Raw genomic sequence first — 16,807 nt, 5'->3', positions numbered from 1 at the left:
TCAACTAGATGGGTGACGTGTCATCAAACTCGCTAGGCTGCCCCCATGACCGAAGTGTCCGAGCCCGCCCGCCCCCGCTGGCTCACCGAGTCCGAGCAGGACGCCTGGTACGCCTGGCGCCGGATGTTCCCCCTCGTCAACGCGGAGATCGCGCGCGACCTCCAGCAGGACAGCGGGCTGTCCGAGGCCGACTACGACGTGCTGTCCGTCCTCGGCTCGACCGACGGCCACCGCATGCGCGTCACCGCGCTCGCCGCACTGATGAGCTGGTCCCGCAGCCGGCTGTCCCACCAGCTCACCCGCATGGAACAGCGCGGCCTGGTACGGCGCGAGGAGGTCGCCGCCGACCGCCGCGGGGCGGAGGTGGTGCTCACCGCCGACGGCGTGGCCGCGATCACCGGGGCCGCCCCGCACCACGTGGAATCCGTACGCCGCCACCTGGTCGACGTCCTGACCCCGGATCAGCTCCGCGCCCTCGCCGAGATCGGCGACACCCTCCGCCACACCTTGGGCGCCACCCGCAAGCAGCCCGCCGCCGCGACGGGCCCTACGGCCGCCAGATGACCCGGTGTTCGGCGAGGTGGGAGAGGACCGAGTGGTTGGCCTCCCAGCCGTCGGGGAACTTGATGGTCGCGCCCAGCTGGACCGGCTCCGTGGACGGGTGGTCGTCCAGGAGTTCCGCTATGCCCGCCCGGGCCACCACCACGCAGGCGTGCCGGTGCCGCGAGGCCAGGACGCACAGGCGGCCCGTCTCCAGGTGGAAGGCCGTCGCGTCGGGGCGGCCCGACAGGGGGTGGAGGACCACCGTGAGGTCGTACTCGCGGCCCTGGAGGCGGTTCGCGGTGTCCACCGTGACGCCGGTGACGCCCAGGGAGGCCAGGGCCGAGCGGACGGCCGCCGCCTGGTCGCGGTGCGCCGTGCCCACCGCGATGCGCGCCGGGGTCAGCGGGGCGGGGACCGGGGAGCGCTCGTCGGAGGTCACCGCGCCGCGGTCCAGGGCGCGGCGGACCACCAGGGCCACCGCCCCGACCGCCTCCGGGTCCGTGCGCGGGGTGTGCCGGGCGGGGAGTTCGAGCAGGCCCCAGCCCGCCTCGGCCGCCTCGTCCAGCACCCGGTCCGGACCGGAACCGTCCGACGCGACCCCGTACGCCAGCCGCCGCTCGCCCGGACCCGTCCCGCTGCGGAACTGCGAGTACGGGTAGAAGGCGCGCGAGACCAGCGGCGCGGCCGTCGCCGGGAGCCGCCAGGACACCGGCAGCCGGTGCTGCGGCAGCCGGGGGTTGTGCGCCAGCAGGGTGGAGACCGCAGAGGCGGAGGGGTCGTAGGACAGCCCGGCCCACTGCTCCGCGCCGACCACGCTGAACGGGTCCAGCTGCCCCGGGTCGCCCACGAACAGGGCCCGCTCGAACAGCCCCGCCACGGCCAGCAGCGCGTCGGAGCGCATCTGGTACGCCTCGTCGACGATCGCGTGCTCCCAGGGCTCCGCCTTCACGTACGCCCACTTGGCGGCCGTCGAGAGGGTGACGGGCAGTTCGGCCAGGTCGGCCGGCTTCGCCGAAAGGGTGACGGAGGGCAGGTCGCGCAGCGCCGGGTCGTAGGCGTCGGCGTCGCTGCTGTGCAGCCGGCCCACCTTCAGCTCCGGGTCCTTGTCGGCGAGCCGCAGCACCAGGTCGTCGACCTGCGCGTTGGTCTGCGCGACCACCATCAGCCGGCGCCCGGCGGCGGCCAGTTCCCGGGCCGCGCGCACCACCAGCGTCGACTTCCCGGCCCCGGGCGGGGAGTCGACGACCACGCCCCGCTCGCTGCCGTGCAGGGTGTCGCGGAGGATGGCGGCGGTCGCCCGGTCGGCGGCCGCGCCCGGGTCGAAAGCGGTGCTCACAGGATGTCCTCGTCGGTCACGGCGTCCAGGGCGGGGGCGGCGGAGGATCCCGGCGGGCCGCCGTGCGTCCACGGGGTGTTCTCCGGGTCGGGCAGCTTCGGGCCGCCGCGCGCGTCGTGCTCGAACAGGGTCCAGCACACCCGGTCGCCCTTCTCGGGCACCGAGCCCGCCACCGGCTCCCGCCCGGCGCCCATCTTGTCGAGGACGCGCAGCACCAGCCGGCCGTCCTCCTCGCGGCCCACGAACTCGAAGGCCTGCTGGCGGCCGTCCAGCGAGCGGAAGACCTTCCCGCCGCCCTCGTCCGCCAGCTGCGGCCGGTCCTCGGTGGCCACCGTCAGCAGGGGGCGCGGGCGGGGGCGCCTGCCCTCCGTCCACTCCATGGCCACCTCGGTGACCTCGCCGGCGAAGGCCTCCCCCGCGAACCGCCGGCCCGCCATCACCAGCGGGTCGTCCAGGGCCTCCTGCGCGTCCAGCCGCACCTGCTCGGTCTCCCGCGTGGCCAGCTTCTGGGCCGCCGTCACCGCGTCGTCGCGGCGCGGCTGCGGCGGCTCGCCCGCCCGGACCCGGTCGCGGTGGCCGGTGAAGGACCAGCGGTCGCGGGTCCAGCGCTCCTCGGTCCGCTCGCCCGGCGGCAGGGCGCGCACCAGGTCGATCGCCTCCCAGGTCTGCCGCCAGGCGGGTTCCATCTGGTCCACGACCAGCCGCCGGACCTCCTCCCCGGCCCGCCGCACGGCCTCCTCGTCGCGGGGCCCGTCCGCCGAGCGGGCGGCGTCGAACCGCGCGATCGCCGGCGCCAGCAGCCCGTTGTCGAAGGCGGGGTCGGTGGCCGGGCCGGCCGGCGGGAACAGCAGCCGGCCGTCCCGGTCCCGCCCCAGCTCCACCCTGAGCGCCCACTCGGCGCCCGAGACGCCCTCCGGCGGGGCGATCCAGGCCAGCAGGGAGCCCAGGTGCTGGTCCTCCAGGTTGCTCTGGCCCGTCGCCCAGTGCCGGGAGAGCAGGTCGGTGGCGGACAGCAGCAGCGAGGACCCGGGCACGCGGGAGCGCTCGGCGAGGTGTGTGAACCAGCGGCCCAGCAGCGGGACCCGGGTGGGCGCCGGGTAGGGGTTCTCCGGGTCCTCCTCGGCGGTCCGGCGGAACCGCATCGACCGGCCCAGCAGCCGTACGTACTCGATGCCGGCCCGGCTCGGAACGACGATCTGCGGCGCGTCCACGCACAGTTCGGCCTCGACCTTGGTCCTCTTCCCGGTCTCCGGGTCGGTCTCGGTCCGCTCGGCGGGCTCGACCGCGTCCGCGTAGGACTCGATGTACGGCACCAGCTGCCGGGCCAGCTCGCCGAGGAACTCCCAGCGCAGGTCCCGGTCACGGGGCTGCGGTATGACGAGGATCCGCGGATCGTGCCGGTCGGTGCCCAGCATCGCGCCGAGCGGGGCCCCGGCCTCACCGGCGGTGGTCAGCGGCACGAAGACCAGCGGCTGCGCGCCCAGGTGGCGGTGGCGTACGGTCGCCAGCGGCCGGGCGCGGCCCGCGCGGACCGCCTCCAGCCGGGCGAGGGTGGTCAGCAGGGGCATGCGGGGGTCTCCGGGGCCTGGTACGGGGGTCGGACGGCGGCCCCTTCCAGGGCCTCGGCGCGCAGCCGGGCCGCCTGGCGCAGGGCGTCGGCGGTGGGATCGCCCTCGGGGCCCGCGCCCGCGGCGGCGGCCAGGGCCGCCTCGACGCTGCCCAGCCCGCCCAGCTCGCCGCGGACGGACCGGCCGAGCGCGGCCGGGTCCCCGGCGGCGCGGGAGCGCTCGCGGCAGTGGAAGGCCAGTTCGCAGGCGGCCAGGCACTCGGGGGCGTAGGCGGCGGAGACGGCGGAGACGGCCCGGGTCAGCTCCTCGGCCGGCCGGGCGGGGTCGAAGCAGAGCCCCTCGGGCAGGCCGGCTGCCAGGTCCTCGATCCGGGTCAGCCGCTCCAGCTGGCGGCGGGTGACCGAGCGCTCGCGGCGGACGTCGACGGGTTCGGCGGTGGGCAGGTTGGAGAAGTCCTTCGGGCAGACCAGCAGCACCCGGTGGTCGACCTCGGCGCCGGCCAGCTTCGCTGCGGTCTGCTCCAGGGCCAGGACGTACACGGCGGCCTGCCGGGCGGCGGCCCCGACCTTCGCGGCGTCGGCGGCCCCGTCGATCATCGGGAACGACTTGATCTCCACGACGGTCCAGCGGCCGTCGGGGTGCACCACGACGGCGTCGGGCTCCAGGTAGGCGGGGGTGCCCGCCACCTCCAGGGCCAGCATCGGATGGTCCAGCAGGGTCCAGGTACGCGCGGCGGTGGCCTCCCGCAGGGCCAGCGCGGTCCGGGCGGCCCGGCCCTCCGGCCCGGCGGCGGTGAGGTCGGGCACCCGGGCGTCCGGCCCGGGGGGCTCGGCGCCGGCGCCCAGCCGGGCGTGGACCAGGCGCAGCAGCTCGGCGCCGCCGTCGCCCTTGACCCTGGCCTCGAAGGAGTTCCCGCGGATGATCGCGAACTGCGACTGGCCGAAAGCGGCCGGCGTGCCGAGGGCCGCGGCCAGGGCGTTCTTGTCCACCCCGGCGCCGTCGAGGATCGCCCGTCTGCCACAGCCCGGGTTCGCGGCGAGCGCGGCGAGTGCCCGGGCGTCGAGCGGACGGGGCGGTACGGCGGGGCCGCGCAGGTCGGCGAGCCGCTGCCGCAGTGTCGTCGTCTGGGGCGGGCCGCTGGGCGGGTAGGAGCTCACGGGCGGAAGTGTCCCATCCGTCACTGACAATCGTGGACTTACGGCGGAAACGGACCGGTTCCCGCCGTCCGGGCCCGCTCCCGCCCGCGCCCCGTCGGACGGAGCCGCCCCGCGTTCACGTCGGCGATGATGGACGGACGACGGATTCGCGCAGCACAGGGCGAAACCCCACGGACCGGGAGAAACACAGATGGCCCCCCGCATCCTGCTGGCCCGCCACGGCCAGACGGCATGGTCCCTGCTCGGCAAGCACACCGGGCGCACGGACGTGCCCCTGCTGGAGGAGGGCAGGCAGGGGGCGAAGCGGCTGGGCGAGCGGCTCGCCGGCGAGCCCTGGGTCTCCCTGCGCGGCCTGGAGGTGCGCACCAGCCCCCTGGTCCGGGCGAGCGAGAGCTGCGACCTGGCGGGCTTCGGGGCGCAGGCGGAGCCCTGGGACACCCTCATGGAGTGGGACTACGGCGACTACGAGGGGATGACGCCGGCCGAGATCCAGGCGGTCCGGCCGGGCTGGCTGATCTGGCGCGACGGGGTCCCCGGCGGCGAGTCCGTCGCGGACGTGGCGGCCCGCGCGGACGAGGTGGTCGCCTGGGCCCGCTCGGCGGAGCGGGACGTCCTGGTCTTCGCGCACGGGCACGTCCTGCGCACCCTCGCCGCCCGCTGGCTGGGCTTCGAGGCCTCCTTCGGCGCCCGCATCCGCCTGGACCCGACCTCGCTGTCGGTCCTGGGCTGGGCGTACGGGGCGCCGGCGCTGGAGCGCTGGAACGACACGGGGCACCTGGAGGGGTAGGGCCCCGTACCCCTCCGGCCGTCCCCCGCCACGGCCCTACGCCTGGGCGTGGCGGGTGAGGAACGCGCCGACGCGGGGGGAGCGCTGGTGCGGCACCAGGGTGCGGGCGGTGCCGGCCAGCATGGAGCGGATCCGGGTCGACTGGACCTCCGTCAGCAGGTCCAGCACCCGTCCGCCGGCCCAGGCGGCCTCGTCGGGCGCCCCGGCGCGGGCCAGGTCGTCGGCGAGCTCGGCAGTGTAGAGGGCTACGTTCCGCGCGAAGTGCGGGTCCTGGAGGTCGGCCGCGCGGCGGGCGTGCCGGGCCGCGCGGGCGTATTCCCCGAGCGCCGCCCAGCAGCGGGACTCCAGGGACTCCAGTTCGGCCTCGCCGAAGAAGGACATCCACTCCGGGTCGGCGGCGCTCGCCCCCCGCGCGAACTCGGTGTGCGCCCGGGTCAGCGCCTCCTCGCAGGCCCGGCGGTCCCCGAGCCCCGACCAGCCGCCCGCCTCCCGCAGCGCAAGCAGCGCCAGCAGGCGGGGCGAGCCCAGCGAGCGGGCCGCGCGCCGGCCGGCCTGGGCCGCCCGCACCGACTCGCGGGGGCGCCCGCAGTCCCGGGCCAGGAAGGCCATGTTGCTGAAGGCGTGCGCCTCCAGGCCCGCGTCCCCGGCCACCCGGGCGGTGGCCAGGGCCTCGGCGTAGTGCGAGCGGGCGTCCTCGAAGCGGCCCGAGTCGTGGGCCAGCCAGCCCACGGAGACGGCCAGCTCCCCGGCCCCCGCGTGCAGCCGGTCCTCGGTGGACTGGCGGGTGGCTCCCGCGTCGAGCAGGGCGTAGGCGGTCCGCAGGGGTTGCGCGGCCCGCCGGTAGAGGGCGTCGGCGCCGTGCCGGTCGTCCAGCAGCCGGATCTGGCGTACGGCGTCCTCGACGGCGGCGGCCTCGGCCTCGCCGGCGCGGGAGGGGATCCGGCGGCTGTCGCCGAGCAGGGTGAGGCTGAGCGTCGCGGCCGCCACGGTCGCGGAGCCGCCCGCCATGAAGGCGCGGCGCAGCACGTCGCTCTCCTTGGAACGGTGGATGAGGTGGGTGAAGACGGGCGGGGCGGGCAGGGCGCGCTGCGCGGCCCGTCCGCGGACCGCCTCGCGGGGGGAGAAGCCCAGGTCGGCCAGGGTGCGGCCGGGGAACATGTGGAGGAAGACCCGCTCGTAGGCGTAGTTGGGGCAGCGGATCTCGCCCGACTCGACGCGGCCGATGTAGCGGGCGTCGCAGGAAACCGTTTCGCCGATCTCCCGTGCGGCCCGTCGCACCATGGCCGCGAACTCGGCCGGGGAGTGTGCTCCGCGCAGCCGCCGGAAGCAGGAGTTGGGTGAGTGGGGTGACGCCGCCATGGACGCTGCCTCTCTGGACACGCTCGCCCCGGAGTCGTGTGCTCCGGCGCGCACGAACGTACCGCCGGTGAGGGGGGTCCCACGCGGTGTTTGGCTACAAAACGGATATCTCACCCGCGATCCGCCATGAAGTGCCATCCTTTGCAGCGTCTTGCCGCCGCACCTGTTGACGCTTCGCCGCGTTGAACCCATGCGGATACGGATCGAGGAGGGGTTCCCCTTGGTGGAGGCCGGCATGGACAGCATTGGTACGAGCACCGCGCCCGACGCCGGCGCGCATGCGTTCACCGCCCCGGCCGCGGCCGGGCTCCCCTCCCCGGTTCCGGCCCCGGACCTGGTGACCGTCTCCGTCCGCCAGGGGCTGGAGGCGGTGGACATCATCCGCCGCGGTGCCGGCCGGACCGCCCCCGCGGTCGGCCCCGTGCTGCACGACGGTTCCGGCGACACGCTCGGGTTCCTCGTCCCGCCGGGCACCGCCGACGCCTGGGACCTCCCCGGCAGCGCCTGCACGCAGACCAACGGGCGCGGCATGCGCTTCGGGGACCTCGCCGCGCCCACCGCGGGCGGCACGGGCTGGCTGCTGCCGCCCGAGTCGGTGGGCCCGGTCACCGATCCTGACGTGCTGCGGGCGGCGCTGGGCGAGGCGGCCCGGCTCATCGAGGCGGCCGACAACTGTCGGTGAGGCTCTGGCCAGCGATAATGGTGGGGTGGCAGGCAGAGGCACGGGCAGGGACAAGGGCAGGAACCGCGACGGGGGCCGGCGGGGCGCCGCCGAGCCGGTCACCGGCGAGGTGGGCGGCGGCCTGGCGGAGCTGTCCCCGGACCGCGAGCGCGCCCGCGCCTGGACCCTGCTGATCAACGGGGCCCCGCAGTCCCACGTCGACCTGGACGACCCCGGGTACCTGGACTTCGCCTACCAGCGCCGCATCGGCCACCTGATCGACCTCGCCGCGCCCGCCCGGCAGCCCCTGAACGTGGTGCACCTGGGCGGCGGGGCCTTCACCCTGGCCCGCTACACGGCCGCCGCGCGCCCCCGCTCCGCGCAGCAGGTGGTGGAGATCGACGGGGCCCTGGTGGCCTTCGTACGGGAGCACCTGCCGCTGGACCCGCAGGCGCGGGTGCGGGTCCGGGCGGTGGACGCGCGGGCGGGCCTGGCGAAGGTGCCCGACGGCTGGGCGGACCTGGTCATCGCGGACGTGTTCAGCGGGGCGCGCACCCCGGCGCACCTGACCAGCGCCGAGTTCCTGGACGACGTGCGCCGGGTACTGTCGCCCACCGGCTGGTACGTGGCCAACCTCGCGGACGGGCCGCCGCTGGCGCACCTGCGGGGCCAGGTCGCCACCGCGGCCTCCCGGTTCGAGCGGCTGGCGCTGGCCGCGGATCCCGTCGTCTGGCGGGGGAAACGTTTCGGCAATGCGGTGCTCGTGGCCTCCGACCGGGAGCTGCCGGTCGCGGAGTTCACCCGCCGCGTGGCGAGCGACCCGCACCCGGGACGGGTGGAGCACGGCCGGGCCCTGGCGGACTTCACGGGCGGCGCCGTCCCGGTCCGCGACGCCTCGGCGGTGGCCTCGCCGCAGCCCCCGGCCTCGGTGTTCCGGTAGGCGCGGGGCGGGAGCCCGGGCGGGGCTACGGGTCGACGGTCTCCACCGTCGGCGGGTGGTCGTGCCAGGTGCAGAACACCGACACCTCGCGGTCGTCCCGGGTGAAGGTGACCCGGATCCAGAAGTCCTGCTTCCACACCTGCACCCGCCACCCCGCCTCCGGCGTCGCCGAGACCAGGGCGGCCGAGGAGGCCCCGAGGTCGAAGACCACCCGGCCGCCCGAGACCGAGTACCCCTTCACGCTGCCGGAGCCGGACCCCTGCCCGCCGCCGTCCGGGTACGGGCGCTGCTGCCCGGCCGGCGGCGGGGACTTCGGCCTCGCGGACGCGGAGGGGGCGGCGGCCGGCACGGAGGGCGACGGCGAGCCGGACGCGGACGGCGACGGCGACGCGGAGCCCGTCGGGCCGGCCGGGGGCGGCTCCGCGCCCCGCGTCGCGGAGGCCGGCGGCCGGGTGGTCAGCGGGACCGCGAGCGGAGGATCGTAGGCCGTCCCGGACATGACGGTGTGCACACCCCACCACGACAGGGTCACGGCGGCCGCGGTCGCCACCACCCAGGCCATGGCATGTACAAGTCCTCGTCGCATCAGGGCACATACTGCACCACACGTCACAGAGCAGTCCCGGCACCTCCCGGGGTCGCCCGGATGGACTACCGTGCGCCCATGGCTAGTGTGCTCGTGGTCGAGGACGACCAGTTCGTACGTTCCGCCCTGATCCGGCACCTGACCGAGGCCGCCCACACCGTACGGAGCGTGGGCACGGCCCTGGAGGCCCTGCGCGAGGTCGCCCACCACCGGTTCGACGTGGTCATCCTCGACCTCGGACTGCCCGACCTCGACGGCTCCGAGGCGCTGAAGATGCTGCGCGGCATCACCGACGTGCCGGTCATCATCGCCACCGCCCGCGACGACGAGGCGGAGATCGTCCGGCTGCTCAACGACGGCGCCGACGACTACCTCACCAAGCCGTTCTCCGTCGAGCACCTCTCCGCCCGGATGGCCGCCGTCCTGCGCCGCTCCCAGGCCGCGGCGGCCGAACCGCCCCCGCGCGTCCTGCGCGTCGGCGGGCTCGCCATCGACCCGCTGCGCCGCCAGGCCGCGCTGGACGGGGCCGTACTCGACCTCACCCGGCGGGAGTTCGACCTGCTGGCCTTCCTCGCCGGCCGGCCGGGGGTGGTCGTGGCCCGGCGCGAGCTGCTCGCCGAGGTCTGGCAGCAGTCGTACGGGGACGACCAGACCATCGACGTGCACCTCTCCTGGCTCCGCCGCAAACTCGGCGAGACCGCCGCCCGTCCCCGGTACCTGCACACGCTGCGGGGGGTCGGTGTGAAGCTGGAGCCGCCGCTGTGAGGTGGGCGCTGGTCAAGGTCTGTCTTGCCGTCACCACCATGGTGGTCGTGGCCTTCGCGGTGCCTCTGGGGCTGGTGGTGCAGGAGATGGCCAGCGACCGGGCGTTCTCCAACGCCGAGCGGCAGGCCGCCACCATGGGGCCCACCCTGTCCATCACCACCGACCCGGTGCAGCTGCGCAAGGCCGTCGAGTCCACCGAGATGGGCGCCGCCCGGCGGATGGCCGTCCACGTCCCCGCGATCGCCGGCGCCGCCCCCGTGGACATCGGCGACGGCTGGGCGGGCGCGCACGCGGTGGCCGAGACCCGCTCCATGGGACGGGCCACCACCGCGAAGGCCGCCGCAGGGGGCTCCGCCCTGCTCCAGCCCATCGCCCTCGGCTCCGGGGACATCGCCGTCATCGAGATCTACGTTCCGGAGAGCGAGGTCAGCAACGGGGTCGCCACCGCCTGGCTGATCCTCGCCGGCGTCGGCCTCGCCCTGGTCGTCGGCTCCGTGGCGGTCGCCGACCGGCTCGGGGCCCGGCTGGTGCGACCGGCCGAACGGCTCGCGGACGCCGCGCACCAGCTGGGCGAGGGCCGGCTCGGGGCCCGGGTGCCCGAGGACGGCCCGAAGGAACTCCGCTCGGCGGCCATCGCGTTCAACTCGATGGCCGACCAGGTGGTCGAACTCCTCGCCAACGAGCGGGAGCTCGCCGCCGACCTCTCGCACCGCCTGCGCACCCCGCTGACCGTGCTGCGGCTGAACGCGGCCTCGCTCGGCGACGGCCCGGCCGCCGAGCACACCCGGGCGGCGGTGGAGCAGCTGGAGCGGGAGGTCGACACGATCATCCGTACGGCCCGCGAGCAGCGGCCGGCCGCCGCCGCGGCGGCCACCGCCGGGTGCGACGCCTCCGAGGTGATCCGCGACCGGATGGCCTTCTGGTCGGCGCTCGCGGAGGACGAGGGCCGCGAGGTCAGGCTCGCCGGCGTGGACCGCACCGTACGGGTCCCGGTGGCCCGGCCCGAGCTGGCGGCCGCCCTCGACGCCCTGCTCGGCAACGTCTTCCGGCACACCCCCGAGGGCACCCCCTTCGCGGTCGACGTGCACGACGCGGGGGACGCCGTCATCGTCCTCGTCTCGGACGCGGGCCCCGGCATCGCCGACCCGGACACGGCCCTCAGGCGCGGCAACGACGGGGCCCGCGACGGCTCCACGGGGCTCGGCCTGGACATCGTGCGCCGGGTCGCGGAGTCGACGGGCGGCGACGTACGCCTGGGGCGCTCGGTGCTCGGGGGCAGCGAGGTACGGGTGTGGCTCGCCCTGGACGACCGGGGCCGGCGCGGCGGGCGCGGCCCGGGCGGCCGCCGCGCCCGGCGCGCCCGCGGCAGGCGCCGGGGAGAGCGCACCGACCCGACCGGGTGAGGGAGCGGGCCGGAAGCCGCGCCGGTGGAATACCGTACGGTCCGCGCCGGTTGGGGGCCGTTGGGCACCGGCCGACCCGCCCGGCCGCACCCCGCGCACGGCACGTGCCACATCCCTCCCGATTGGACATCCGCATGCGTTACGCAGTTCTCGGCACCGGCATCGTCGGCCGCACGGTGGCCGACCGCCTGGCCTCCCTGGGCCACGAGGTGGTCATCGGCACCCGCGACCCGCGGGCCACCCTCGACCGGGCGGAGTACGCCGAATGGCAGGAGGCCCACCCCTCGATCGGCCTGGCCCCCTTCCCGGAGGCCGCACGGCACGGCGAGACGCTGGTCAACGCCACCGGCGGGCGGGTCAGCGTCGAGGCCCTGAGGGAGGCCGAGGCCGACCACCTCGACGGCAAGGTCCTCATCGACATCGCCAACCCGCTGGACTTCTCCCACGGCTTCCCGCCCCGCCTGGACCCGGTCGACGACGACAGCCTCGGCGAGCTGATCCAGCGCACCTTCCCGCAGCTGCGGGTGGTCAAGACCCTCAACACCATGAACTGCCAGATCATGGTCGATCCCGCCCGGGTCCCCGGCGAGCACTCCGTCTTCCTCTCCGGCGACGACGCCGACGCGAAGAAGGCCGTCCACGGCCTGCTGAGCTCCTTCGGCTGGCCCGACGCGTCGATCATCGACCTCGGCGGCATCGAGACCGCGCGGGGCACGGAGATGCTCCTGCCGCTGTGGCTGCGCCTGATGGGCACCCTGGGGCACGCGGAGTTCAACTTCCACGTCCAGACGGCCCGCCCCTCCTCCTGACCCCGCCCGGACGGGGGCGCACATGTTGCCGCGCCCCCGGCCCGTGCGGAGGGTGGCTGTGACGGAGGGAGCCACACGTGAGAGTCATGCTCAGGGCCCACCTGGACACGGCCGCCGCCAACGAGGGCATCAAGACCGGGGCGCTGGTCCAGGCCATGAGGAAGTTCATGGACCGGGTCCGGCCGGAGGCGGCCTACTTCGGCCTCCACGAGGGCGTGCGCTCCTGCTGGATCGTCTTCGACGTCCAGGACAGCGCCCAGCTGCCCCTGCTGACCTGGGACCTGTTCAGCCGGTTCCACGCCGAGGTCGAGATCGGGCCGGTCACGACGGGGGAGGAACTGGCGGAGATCCTCTCCGAAGTCCGCACCCTCGCCTAGGCCGCGCCCCTCGGATCAGGCCGCGCCCCTCGGATCAGGCCGCGCCCCTCGGATCAGGCCGCGCCCCTCGGATCAGGCCGCGCCCCTCGGACCGGGCCGGGCCCGTCCGCCCGCCGCGAGGGCCAGGACCGCCGAGGAGGCCGCCGCCGCGCAGGAGACGGCGAACGCCGCCCGGTACCCGTACGCGGCGGCCAGCGGCCCGGCGGCCGCCGCGGCCAGGGCCTGGCCGACGATCAGGCCGCTGCCCACCACCGTCATGGCCTCGCCCATCCGCGGCGCCGGGCCGGTCCGCTCCACCAGCCCGAACAGGGCGATCAGGTGCGGGGCCACCGCCAGCCCGATCCCGGCCACGGCCGCCGCCGCCCCCCACAGCCCGGACACGGCGAGCAGCGGCAGGCTCAGCACCGCCTGGGCCCCGATCGTCCACCGCAGCCGCGCCACCAGGTCCGCCGGGCCGGGCCGGGCCACCGTCACGAACCCGGCGACCGAGCTGGTCACCGCCATCGCCGCCCACACCAGACCGGCCGAGCCGCCCTGCCCGAGCGACTTCGCGAGGGCGTTGACCCCCGTGTTGGCGCTGCTCCACGCCGCCCCCTGGAGCACGGCCAGCGCGAACAGCAGGGCCAGCCCCGGCGACCACAGCCGTACGCCGTCCCGCCCGCCCGGCGCCGCGAGCGGCCCGGGCGCACTGGGGTGCAGGGCGAACAGGGTCCCGAACACCAGGATCAGGACGGCCGCCAGCACCAGGGCGGAGGCCGGGTGCACGGTCACCGCGAGGAGCCCGGCCAGCGCGGGCCCCACCATGAAGGAGGCCTCGTCGAGGGTGGTGTCCAAGGAGAGCGCCGACCCCAGCAGGGCCCGGTCCCGCCCGGCCAGTCGCGCCCAGCGGGCCCGGGCCAGCGGCCCCACCTGCGGAACGGTCAGCCCGGCCGCGACGGCGAGGGCGGCGAGGGCGGCCGGCGGCAGCCCGGCGAGGGCGGCGCGGACCAGCAAGGCCAGCACGGCGCCGTTCGCGGCGCAGGCGGCCAGCAGGACCGGGCGGTGGCCGCGCCGGTCGGCGAGCCGGCCGATCACCGGGCCGCCGAGGGCCTGGCCCAGCCAGAGGGCGGCGGCGACGGTGCCGGCGCCGCCGATGCCGTCGCGTTCGTTGACGAGCAGCAGCGTTCCGATGGGGCAGAGCGCGGCGGGGAGCCGGGCGAGGAACGCGTACAGGGGCAGCGCGGTGCCGGCGAGCGCGAGCACCCCGCGGAAACCGGCCGCGGGCCCGGCCGCGGGCCCGGCGGGCCCGGTCGTGGATGCGGACATGGGGCAACCTCCAGCCGCACGCCGACCCTCCCGTTTCTCCGGCGCGCGCCGTTGCCCGTCGCCGGGGACGTTAGCCCGGGAATCCCGGCCCGGGAACCCCCGCCGCGGGTCCGGACCGGAGTCCGGCCGGACCCGGAGAACGCGGAAGGCCCCGGCTCGCTCGCGCGAACCGGGGCCTTCCCACAGGGTGAGTGACGGGACTCGAACCCGCGGCCACCTGGACCACAACCAGGTGCTCTACCAACTGAGCTACACCCACCATGTCCGGTCGTGGAACGACCGGCCGAAGAAAAGGGTACAGGGTCCGGGAGGGTGCTCGCTCCCCCCTTTCCCCGCACCCCTCCTGCGGCTCCCGCGGCGGTCCTACTCGCCGGCGACCACGTGCTTGGCGGCGATGGCCCGGGCCGTGTCCGAGTCGGGTCCCGGCTGCGGTACGAAGACCGCCTCGCGGTAGTACCGCAGCTCGGCGATGGACTCCTTGATGTCCGCGAGCGCCCGGTGGTTGCCGTTCTTCGGCGGGCTGTTGAAGTAGGCCCGCGGGTACCAGCGGCGCGCCAGCTCCTTGACCGAGGACACGTCCACGATCCGGTAGTGCAGGTGGGCCTCCAGCGCCGGCATGTCGCGCGACAGGAAGCCGCGGTCGGTGCCGACGGAGTTCCCGCACAGCGGGGCCTTGCGCGGCTCCTTGACGTGCTCGCGCACGTACGCCAGGACCTGCGCCTCGGCGTCGGCCAGGGTCGTGCCGCCGGCCAGCTCGTCGAGCAGGCCGGAGGCGGTGTGCATCTCGCGCACCACGTCCGGCATGTTCTCCAGGGCCGCGTCCGGCGGGCGGATCACGATGTCCACGCCTTCGCCGAGCACGTTGAGCTCCGAGTCGGTGACCAGTGCGGCCACCTCGATAAGTGCGTCGTCCGTCAACGAGAGCCCGGTCATCTCGCAGTCGATCCACACCATGCGATCGTTCATGCGTCCCACCTTATGCCGAAGGCCCCCCGCAGTGGTGTCCTGCCGTCGCGGGGGGCCTTCGCCGTGCGTCTCGCGGATGTCCGGGCGGCCGCTACGCGTGCTCGCGCAGCACCCGGCCCGGGGCGTACAGCTCCGTCACGCTCGGACCGGAGGCGGCCAGGGCCGCCGCGGCCCGCTGGGGCTGCGGGGTGCGCTGGTGCGGCAGCGGAGTCCCCGAGATCTCCGACACGGGGGACACGTCGGCCTGCGGCCGGCGCGCCCGGTAGGCGGAGCGGTAGGCGGCCGGGGAGGACCCCAGCTGCCGGCGGAAGTGGCCGCGCAGGGCGACCGGGGAGCGGAAGCCGCAGCGTCCGGCGACCTCGTCGACCGAGTAGTCGGAGGTCTCCAGCAGCCGCTGGGCCTGGAGCACCCGCTGGGTGATCAGCCACTGGAGCGGCGCGCTGCCGGTGAGCGAGCGGAACCGCCGGTCGAAGGTGCGCCGGCTCATGTAGGCGCGGGCGGCCAGCGTCTCCACGTCGAACTGCTCGTGGAGGTGCTCCAGGGCCCAGGCCACGACCTCGGCGAGCGGGTCGGCGCCGATCTCCTCGGGCAGCGACCGGTCGAGGTAGCGCTCCTGGCCGCCGGTGCGGCGCGGCGGGACGACGAGCCGGCGGGCCAGTGCCCCGGCGGCCTCGCTGCCGTGGTCCGTGCGCACGATGTGCAGGCACAGGTCGATTCCGGCCGCGGTGCCGGCGGACGTCAGCACGTCGCCGTCGTCGACGAAGAGCTCGCGCGGGTCGACGTGGACGGACGGGTAGCGCTTGGCCAGCGTCGGCGCGTACATCCAGTGCGTCGTCGCGGGCCGGCCGTCCAGCAGGCCGGCGGCGGCGAGCACGAACGCCCCCGTGCACAGGCCGACGATCCGGGCGCCCTCCTCGTGCGCCAGCCGCAGGGCGTCGAGCGCCTCCGGCGGCGGCGGGGAGGTGATGGAGCGCCAGGCGGGAACGACGACCGTGCCCGCCCGGGCGATGGCCTCCAGCCCGTATGGCGCGGTCAGTTCGAGTCCGCCGGTGGTCCGCAGCGGACCGTCCTCCCCGGCGCACACGAGCAGTCGGTAGCGCGGCACTCCGGCGTCCTGGCGGTCGATGCCGAACACGGACAGCGGAATGGAACTCTCGAAGATCGGCCCGCCGCTGAACAGCAGCACGGCGACGATCTCTCTGCGGCGACGCCCCGCGAGCTTCCTGCCCGCGTCGGCGATGACTGCGGTGGAATCCTGGCTCATGGCGCTAAGCCCCCCTTGGGTGTCGCGACTCCTTGGTCTGGTCGCACCTGCACGTTTCCCCTCGGCCTTGCACGTGGATCCCCCGCCGTAAATACATGATCGAATCTACTGCGTCCCGTGGTGTCGGCGTGACAAGTTCAGCACGCACCGCTATGTCGACTTGGCAACTTGGCGAAAAGCATTCGATCAGGAAGCGTTCCACTCCGCTACCCGTACGGGAACCTCACGATCCGGTCGTGGCCAGTACCCATGGGGTGTTTTCGCCCCCTTCGCTCTGTCGTCGCTGGTGGTAGGGGGGTTGGGGGGACATTCCGGCAAGGGAAGCGTCCAGTCCGGAAGTTGGCTGAAAACAACCGGGTGTGTACGTGCGAATCGGTCAGTCGTGAGGGGAGGGGCCCGGGGAGCCGTGGCAACCGCGGTGCGCGCCGGACCCGCTGCGGGAGTGCCGGCCCCGGTGCCCGTGCGGAGGCGGCTCCTCCGGCCGCACCCGGGCGGCGGCCCGCCCGGCCTTCTCCGAGTGTCGCAGCAGCACCCGGCACGCCGCCGTGACGGCCGCCAGTCCCAGGGTCGCCACCGCGGCCCCGCCGTACGAGGTCCCGTAGACCACCAGGACCACGGGTACGAGCAGGCAGCTGAAGGCCGCCCAGCGCACCACGTCACCCGCGGGGTCGTCATGCGGACGTGCCGCGGCGGACCCCACGGACGGGTGAAGCCGGGAGCGGCCCGGCGGCAGGTGCGGGGACCGGGCGGACGGGCCGTACTGCGTCGGCGGAGCGGGCTGGACGGGCGGGACGGGGTGAACCGGATGGCCGGGCACGGCGTACTCCCTGCGGGCTCTTCCTGGACGGTCGGACGCCTGTCCAACGCCCGCGCACAGGTGCCGGTCACTGCGCGCACGGGTGGCGCGAGGGTCTTCCGTCACTGGCTGTAGGGGACAGCGGCCATTGCCAAGGGGGCTCCTCTCCGGCATGCTCCCTTGGA

At 75.5% G+C, this 16,807-nt stretch carries 17 protein-coding genes and 1 tRNA gene; 8 read left to right on the top strand and 10 right to left on the bottom strand.

Translation table 11 applies throughout. The features are described 5' to 3' along the window. Window positions 1-45: 45 nt before the first annotated feature. Entirely contained in the window at window positions 46-564 is a 519-nt protein-coding gene (locus ACIRBY_RS29340) for a MarR family winged helix-turn-helix transcriptional regulator (protein WP_403906073.1), read from the top strand. On the opposite strand, the gene ACIRBY_RS29335 is transcribed toward ACIRBY_RS29340, so the two are convergent. The 3 genes from ACIRBY_RS29335 to ACIRBY_RS29325 are packed head-to-tail and all read right to left on the bottom strand — an operon-like array spanning window position 548 to window position 4,604. Continuing rightward, window positions 548-1,879, bottom strand: coding sequence for an AAA domain-containing protein (locus ACIRBY_RS29335; RefSeq protein WP_403906071.1), 1,332 nt, complete (start codon window positions 1,877-1,879; stop codon window positions 548-550). The genes ACIRBY_RS29340 and ACIRBY_RS29335 overlap by 17 nt on opposite strands. Beyond that, on the bottom strand, window positions 1,876-3,447 hold the full coding sequence (locus ACIRBY_RS29330) for a hypothetical protein (RefSeq protein WP_403906069.1): 1,572 nt from the start codon (window positions 3,445-3,447) through the stop codon (window positions 1,876-1,878). The genes ACIRBY_RS29335 and ACIRBY_RS29330 overlap by 4 nt, the downstream gene beginning before the upstream one ends. Then, entirely contained in the window at window positions 3,435-4,604 is a 1,170-nt protein-coding gene (locus tag ACIRBY_RS29325; protein ID WP_403906067.1) for a hypothetical protein, read from the bottom strand. Before ACIRBY_RS29325 ends, ACIRBY_RS29330 begins: the two co-directional genes overlap by 13 nt. Before the next feature lie 190 nt (window positions 4,605-4,794). Between ACIRBY_RS29325 and ACIRBY_RS29320 the strand changes: the two genes are divergently transcribed. After that, window positions 4,795-5,391, top strand: a complete 597-nt coding sequence (locus ACIRBY_RS29320) for a histidine phosphatase family protein (protein ID WP_403906065.1) — start codon at window positions 4,795-4,797, stop codon at window positions 5,389-5,391. A gap of 36 nt (window positions 5,392-5,427) precedes the next feature. Here ACIRBY_RS29320 and ACIRBY_RS29315 read toward each other — a convergent pair whose 3' ends face one another. Beyond that, window positions 5,428-6,750: a tetratricopeptide repeat protein gene (locus ACIRBY_RS29315; RefSeq protein WP_403906063.1), complete on the bottom strand. Its 1,323-nt coding sequence runs from the start codon at window positions 6,748-6,750 to the stop codon at window positions 5,428-5,430. A gap of 235 nt (window positions 6,751-6,985) precedes the next feature. Here ACIRBY_RS29315 and ACIRBY_RS29310 point away from each other — a divergent pair, with 235 nt between their 5' ends. Both ACIRBY_RS29310 and ACIRBY_RS29305 read left to right on the top strand, forming a co-directional pair. Then, window positions 6,986-7,432, top strand: a complete 447-nt coding sequence (locus tag ACIRBY_RS29310; RefSeq protein ID WP_403906061.1) for a hypothetical protein — start codon at window positions 6,986-6,988, stop codon at window positions 7,430-7,432. Window positions 7,433-7,457: 25 nt separating this feature from the next. Continuing rightward, window positions 7,458-8,351, top strand: a complete 894-nt coding sequence (locus ACIRBY_RS29305) for a spermidine synthase (protein WP_403906058.1) — start codon at window positions 7,458-7,460, stop codon at window positions 8,349-8,351. Between the two features lie 25 nt (window positions 8,352-8,376). Here the strand turns inward: ACIRBY_RS29305 and ACIRBY_RS29300 are convergent, their stop codons facing one another. After that, entirely contained in the window at window positions 8,377-8,937 is a 561-nt protein-coding gene (locus ACIRBY_RS29300) for a hypothetical protein (RefSeq protein WP_403906055.1), read from the bottom strand. 78 nt (window positions 8,938-9,015) lie between these two features. Between ACIRBY_RS29300 and ACIRBY_RS29295 the strand changes: the two genes are divergently transcribed. The 4 genes from ACIRBY_RS29295 (at window position 9,016) to ACIRBY_RS29280 (ending at window position 12,291) form a co-directional block, all read left to right on the top strand. Continuing rightward, entirely contained in the window at window positions 9,016-9,702 is a 687-nt protein-coding gene (locus tag ACIRBY_RS29295) for a response regulator transcription factor (RefSeq protein ID WP_403906052.1), read from the top strand. Beyond that, entirely contained in the window at window positions 9,699-11,105 is a 1,407-nt protein-coding gene (locus tag ACIRBY_RS29290) for a sensor histidine kinase (protein ID WP_403906049.1), read from the top strand. Before ACIRBY_RS29295 ends, ACIRBY_RS29290 begins: the two co-directional genes overlap by 4 nt. Before the next feature lie 134 nt (window positions 11,106-11,239). After that, complete coding sequence (locus ACIRBY_RS29285; protein ID WP_403906046.1) at window positions 11,240-11,914, top strand: NADPH-dependent F420 reductase; 675 nt, start codon at window positions 11,240-11,242, stop codon at window positions 11,912-11,914. Window positions 11,915-12,000: 86 nt separating this feature from the next. Next, window positions 12,001-12,291: a hypothetical protein gene (locus ACIRBY_RS29280; protein WP_403906272.1), complete on the top strand. Its 291-nt coding sequence runs from the start codon at window positions 12,001-12,003 to the stop codon at window positions 12,289-12,291. Window positions 12,292-12,363: 72 nt separating this feature from the next. On the opposite strand, the gene ACIRBY_RS29275 is transcribed toward ACIRBY_RS29280, so the two are convergent. The 5 genes from ACIRBY_RS29275 to ACIRBY_RS29255 form a co-directional block, all read right to left on the bottom strand. Next, on the bottom strand, window positions 12,364-13,596 hold the full coding sequence (locus tag ACIRBY_RS29275; RefSeq protein WP_403906043.1) for an MFS transporter: 1,233 nt from the start codon (window positions 13,594-13,596) through the stop codon (window positions 12,364-12,366). 186 nt (window positions 13,597-13,782) lie between these two features. Further along, window positions 13,783-13,855: transfer RNA gene (locus ACIRBY_RS29270), tRNA-His, on the bottom strand. 104 nt (window positions 13,856-13,959) lie between these two features. Continuing rightward, window positions 13,960-14,562 (bottom strand): oligoribonuclease, encoded by a 603-nt coding sequence (gene orn / locus ACIRBY_RS29265; RefSeq protein WP_403906040.1) that lies wholly within the window; start codon window positions 14,560-14,562, stop codon window positions 13,960-13,962. 91 nt (window positions 14,563-14,653) lie between these two features. After that, window positions 14,654-15,826, bottom strand: a complete 1,173-nt coding sequence (locus ACIRBY_RS29260) for a helix-turn-helix domain-containing protein (protein WP_344156537.1) — start codon at window positions 15,824-15,826, stop codon at window positions 14,654-14,656. A gap of 376 nt (window positions 15,827-16,202) precedes the next feature. After that, a complete protein-coding gene (locus tag ACIRBY_RS29255; protein WP_403906037.1) occupies window positions 16,203-16,481 on the bottom strand; it encodes a hypothetical protein in 279 nt (92 codons plus the stop codon). Window positions 16,482-16,807 lie beyond the last annotated feature (326 nt).

Origin of the sequence: Streptomyces sp. NPDC096136, assembly GCF_044763325.1 — a bacterium.
In the GTDB taxonomy this organism is placed as follows: domain Bacteria; phylum Actinomycetota; class Actinomycetes; order Streptomycetales; family Streptomycetaceae; genus Streptomyces.
The sequence above is the reverse complement of the archived record's forward strand: the minus strand, read 5'-3'. Positions and strand labels throughout refer to the sequence as shown.

Bases quoted from the DNA above. Each gene is read 5' to 3' on its own strand.
- ACIRBY_RS29315 (WP_403906063.1), bottom strand. From the start codon at position 6,750: ATGGCGGCGTCACCCCACTCACCCAACTCCTGCTTCCGGCGGCTGCGC.
- ACIRBY_RS29275 (WP_403906043.1), bottom strand. From the start codon at position 13,596: ATGTCCGCATCCACGACCGGGCCCGCCGGGCCCGCGGCCGGGCCCGCG.
- ACIRBY_RS29310 (WP_403906061.1), top strand. From the start codon at position 6,986: ATGGACAGCATTGGTACGAGCACCGCGCCCGACGCCGGCGCGCATGCG.
- ACIRBY_RS29300 (WP_403906055.1), bottom strand. From the start codon at position 8,937: ATGCGACGAGGACTTGTACATGCCATGGCCTGGGTGGTGGCGACCGCG.
- ACIRBY_RS29260 (WP_344156537.1), bottom strand. From the start codon at position 15,826: ATGAGCCAGGATTCCACCGCAGTCATCGCCGACGCGGGCAGGAAGCTC.
- ACIRBY_RS29280 (WP_403906272.1), top strand. From the start codon at position 12,001: ATGCTCAGGGCCCACCTGGACACGGCCGCCGCCAACGAGGGCATCAAG.
- ACIRBY_RS29295 (WP_403906052.1), top strand. From the start codon at position 9,016: ATGGCTAGTGTGCTCGTGGTCGAGGACGACCAGTTCGTACGTTCCGCC.
- ACIRBY_RS29285 (WP_403906046.1), top strand. From the start codon at position 11,240: ATGCGTTACGCAGTTCTCGGCACCGGCATCGTCGGCCGCACGGTGGCC.
- ACIRBY_RS29330 (WP_403906069.1), bottom strand. From the start codon at position 3,447: ATGCCCCTGCTGACCACCCTCGCCCGGCTGGAGGCGGTCCGCGCGGGC.
- ACIRBY_RS29340 (WP_403906073.1), top strand. From the start codon at position 46: ATGACCGAAGTGTCCGAGCCCGCCCGCCCCCGCTGGCTCACCGAGTCC.
- ACIRBY_RS29320 (WP_403906065.1), top strand. From the start codon at position 4,795: ATGGCCCCCCGCATCCTGCTGGCCCGCCACGGCCAGACGGCATGGTCC.
- orn (WP_403906040.1), bottom strand. From the start codon at position 14,562: ATGAACGATCGCATGGTGTGGATCGACTGCGAGATGACCGGGCTCTCG.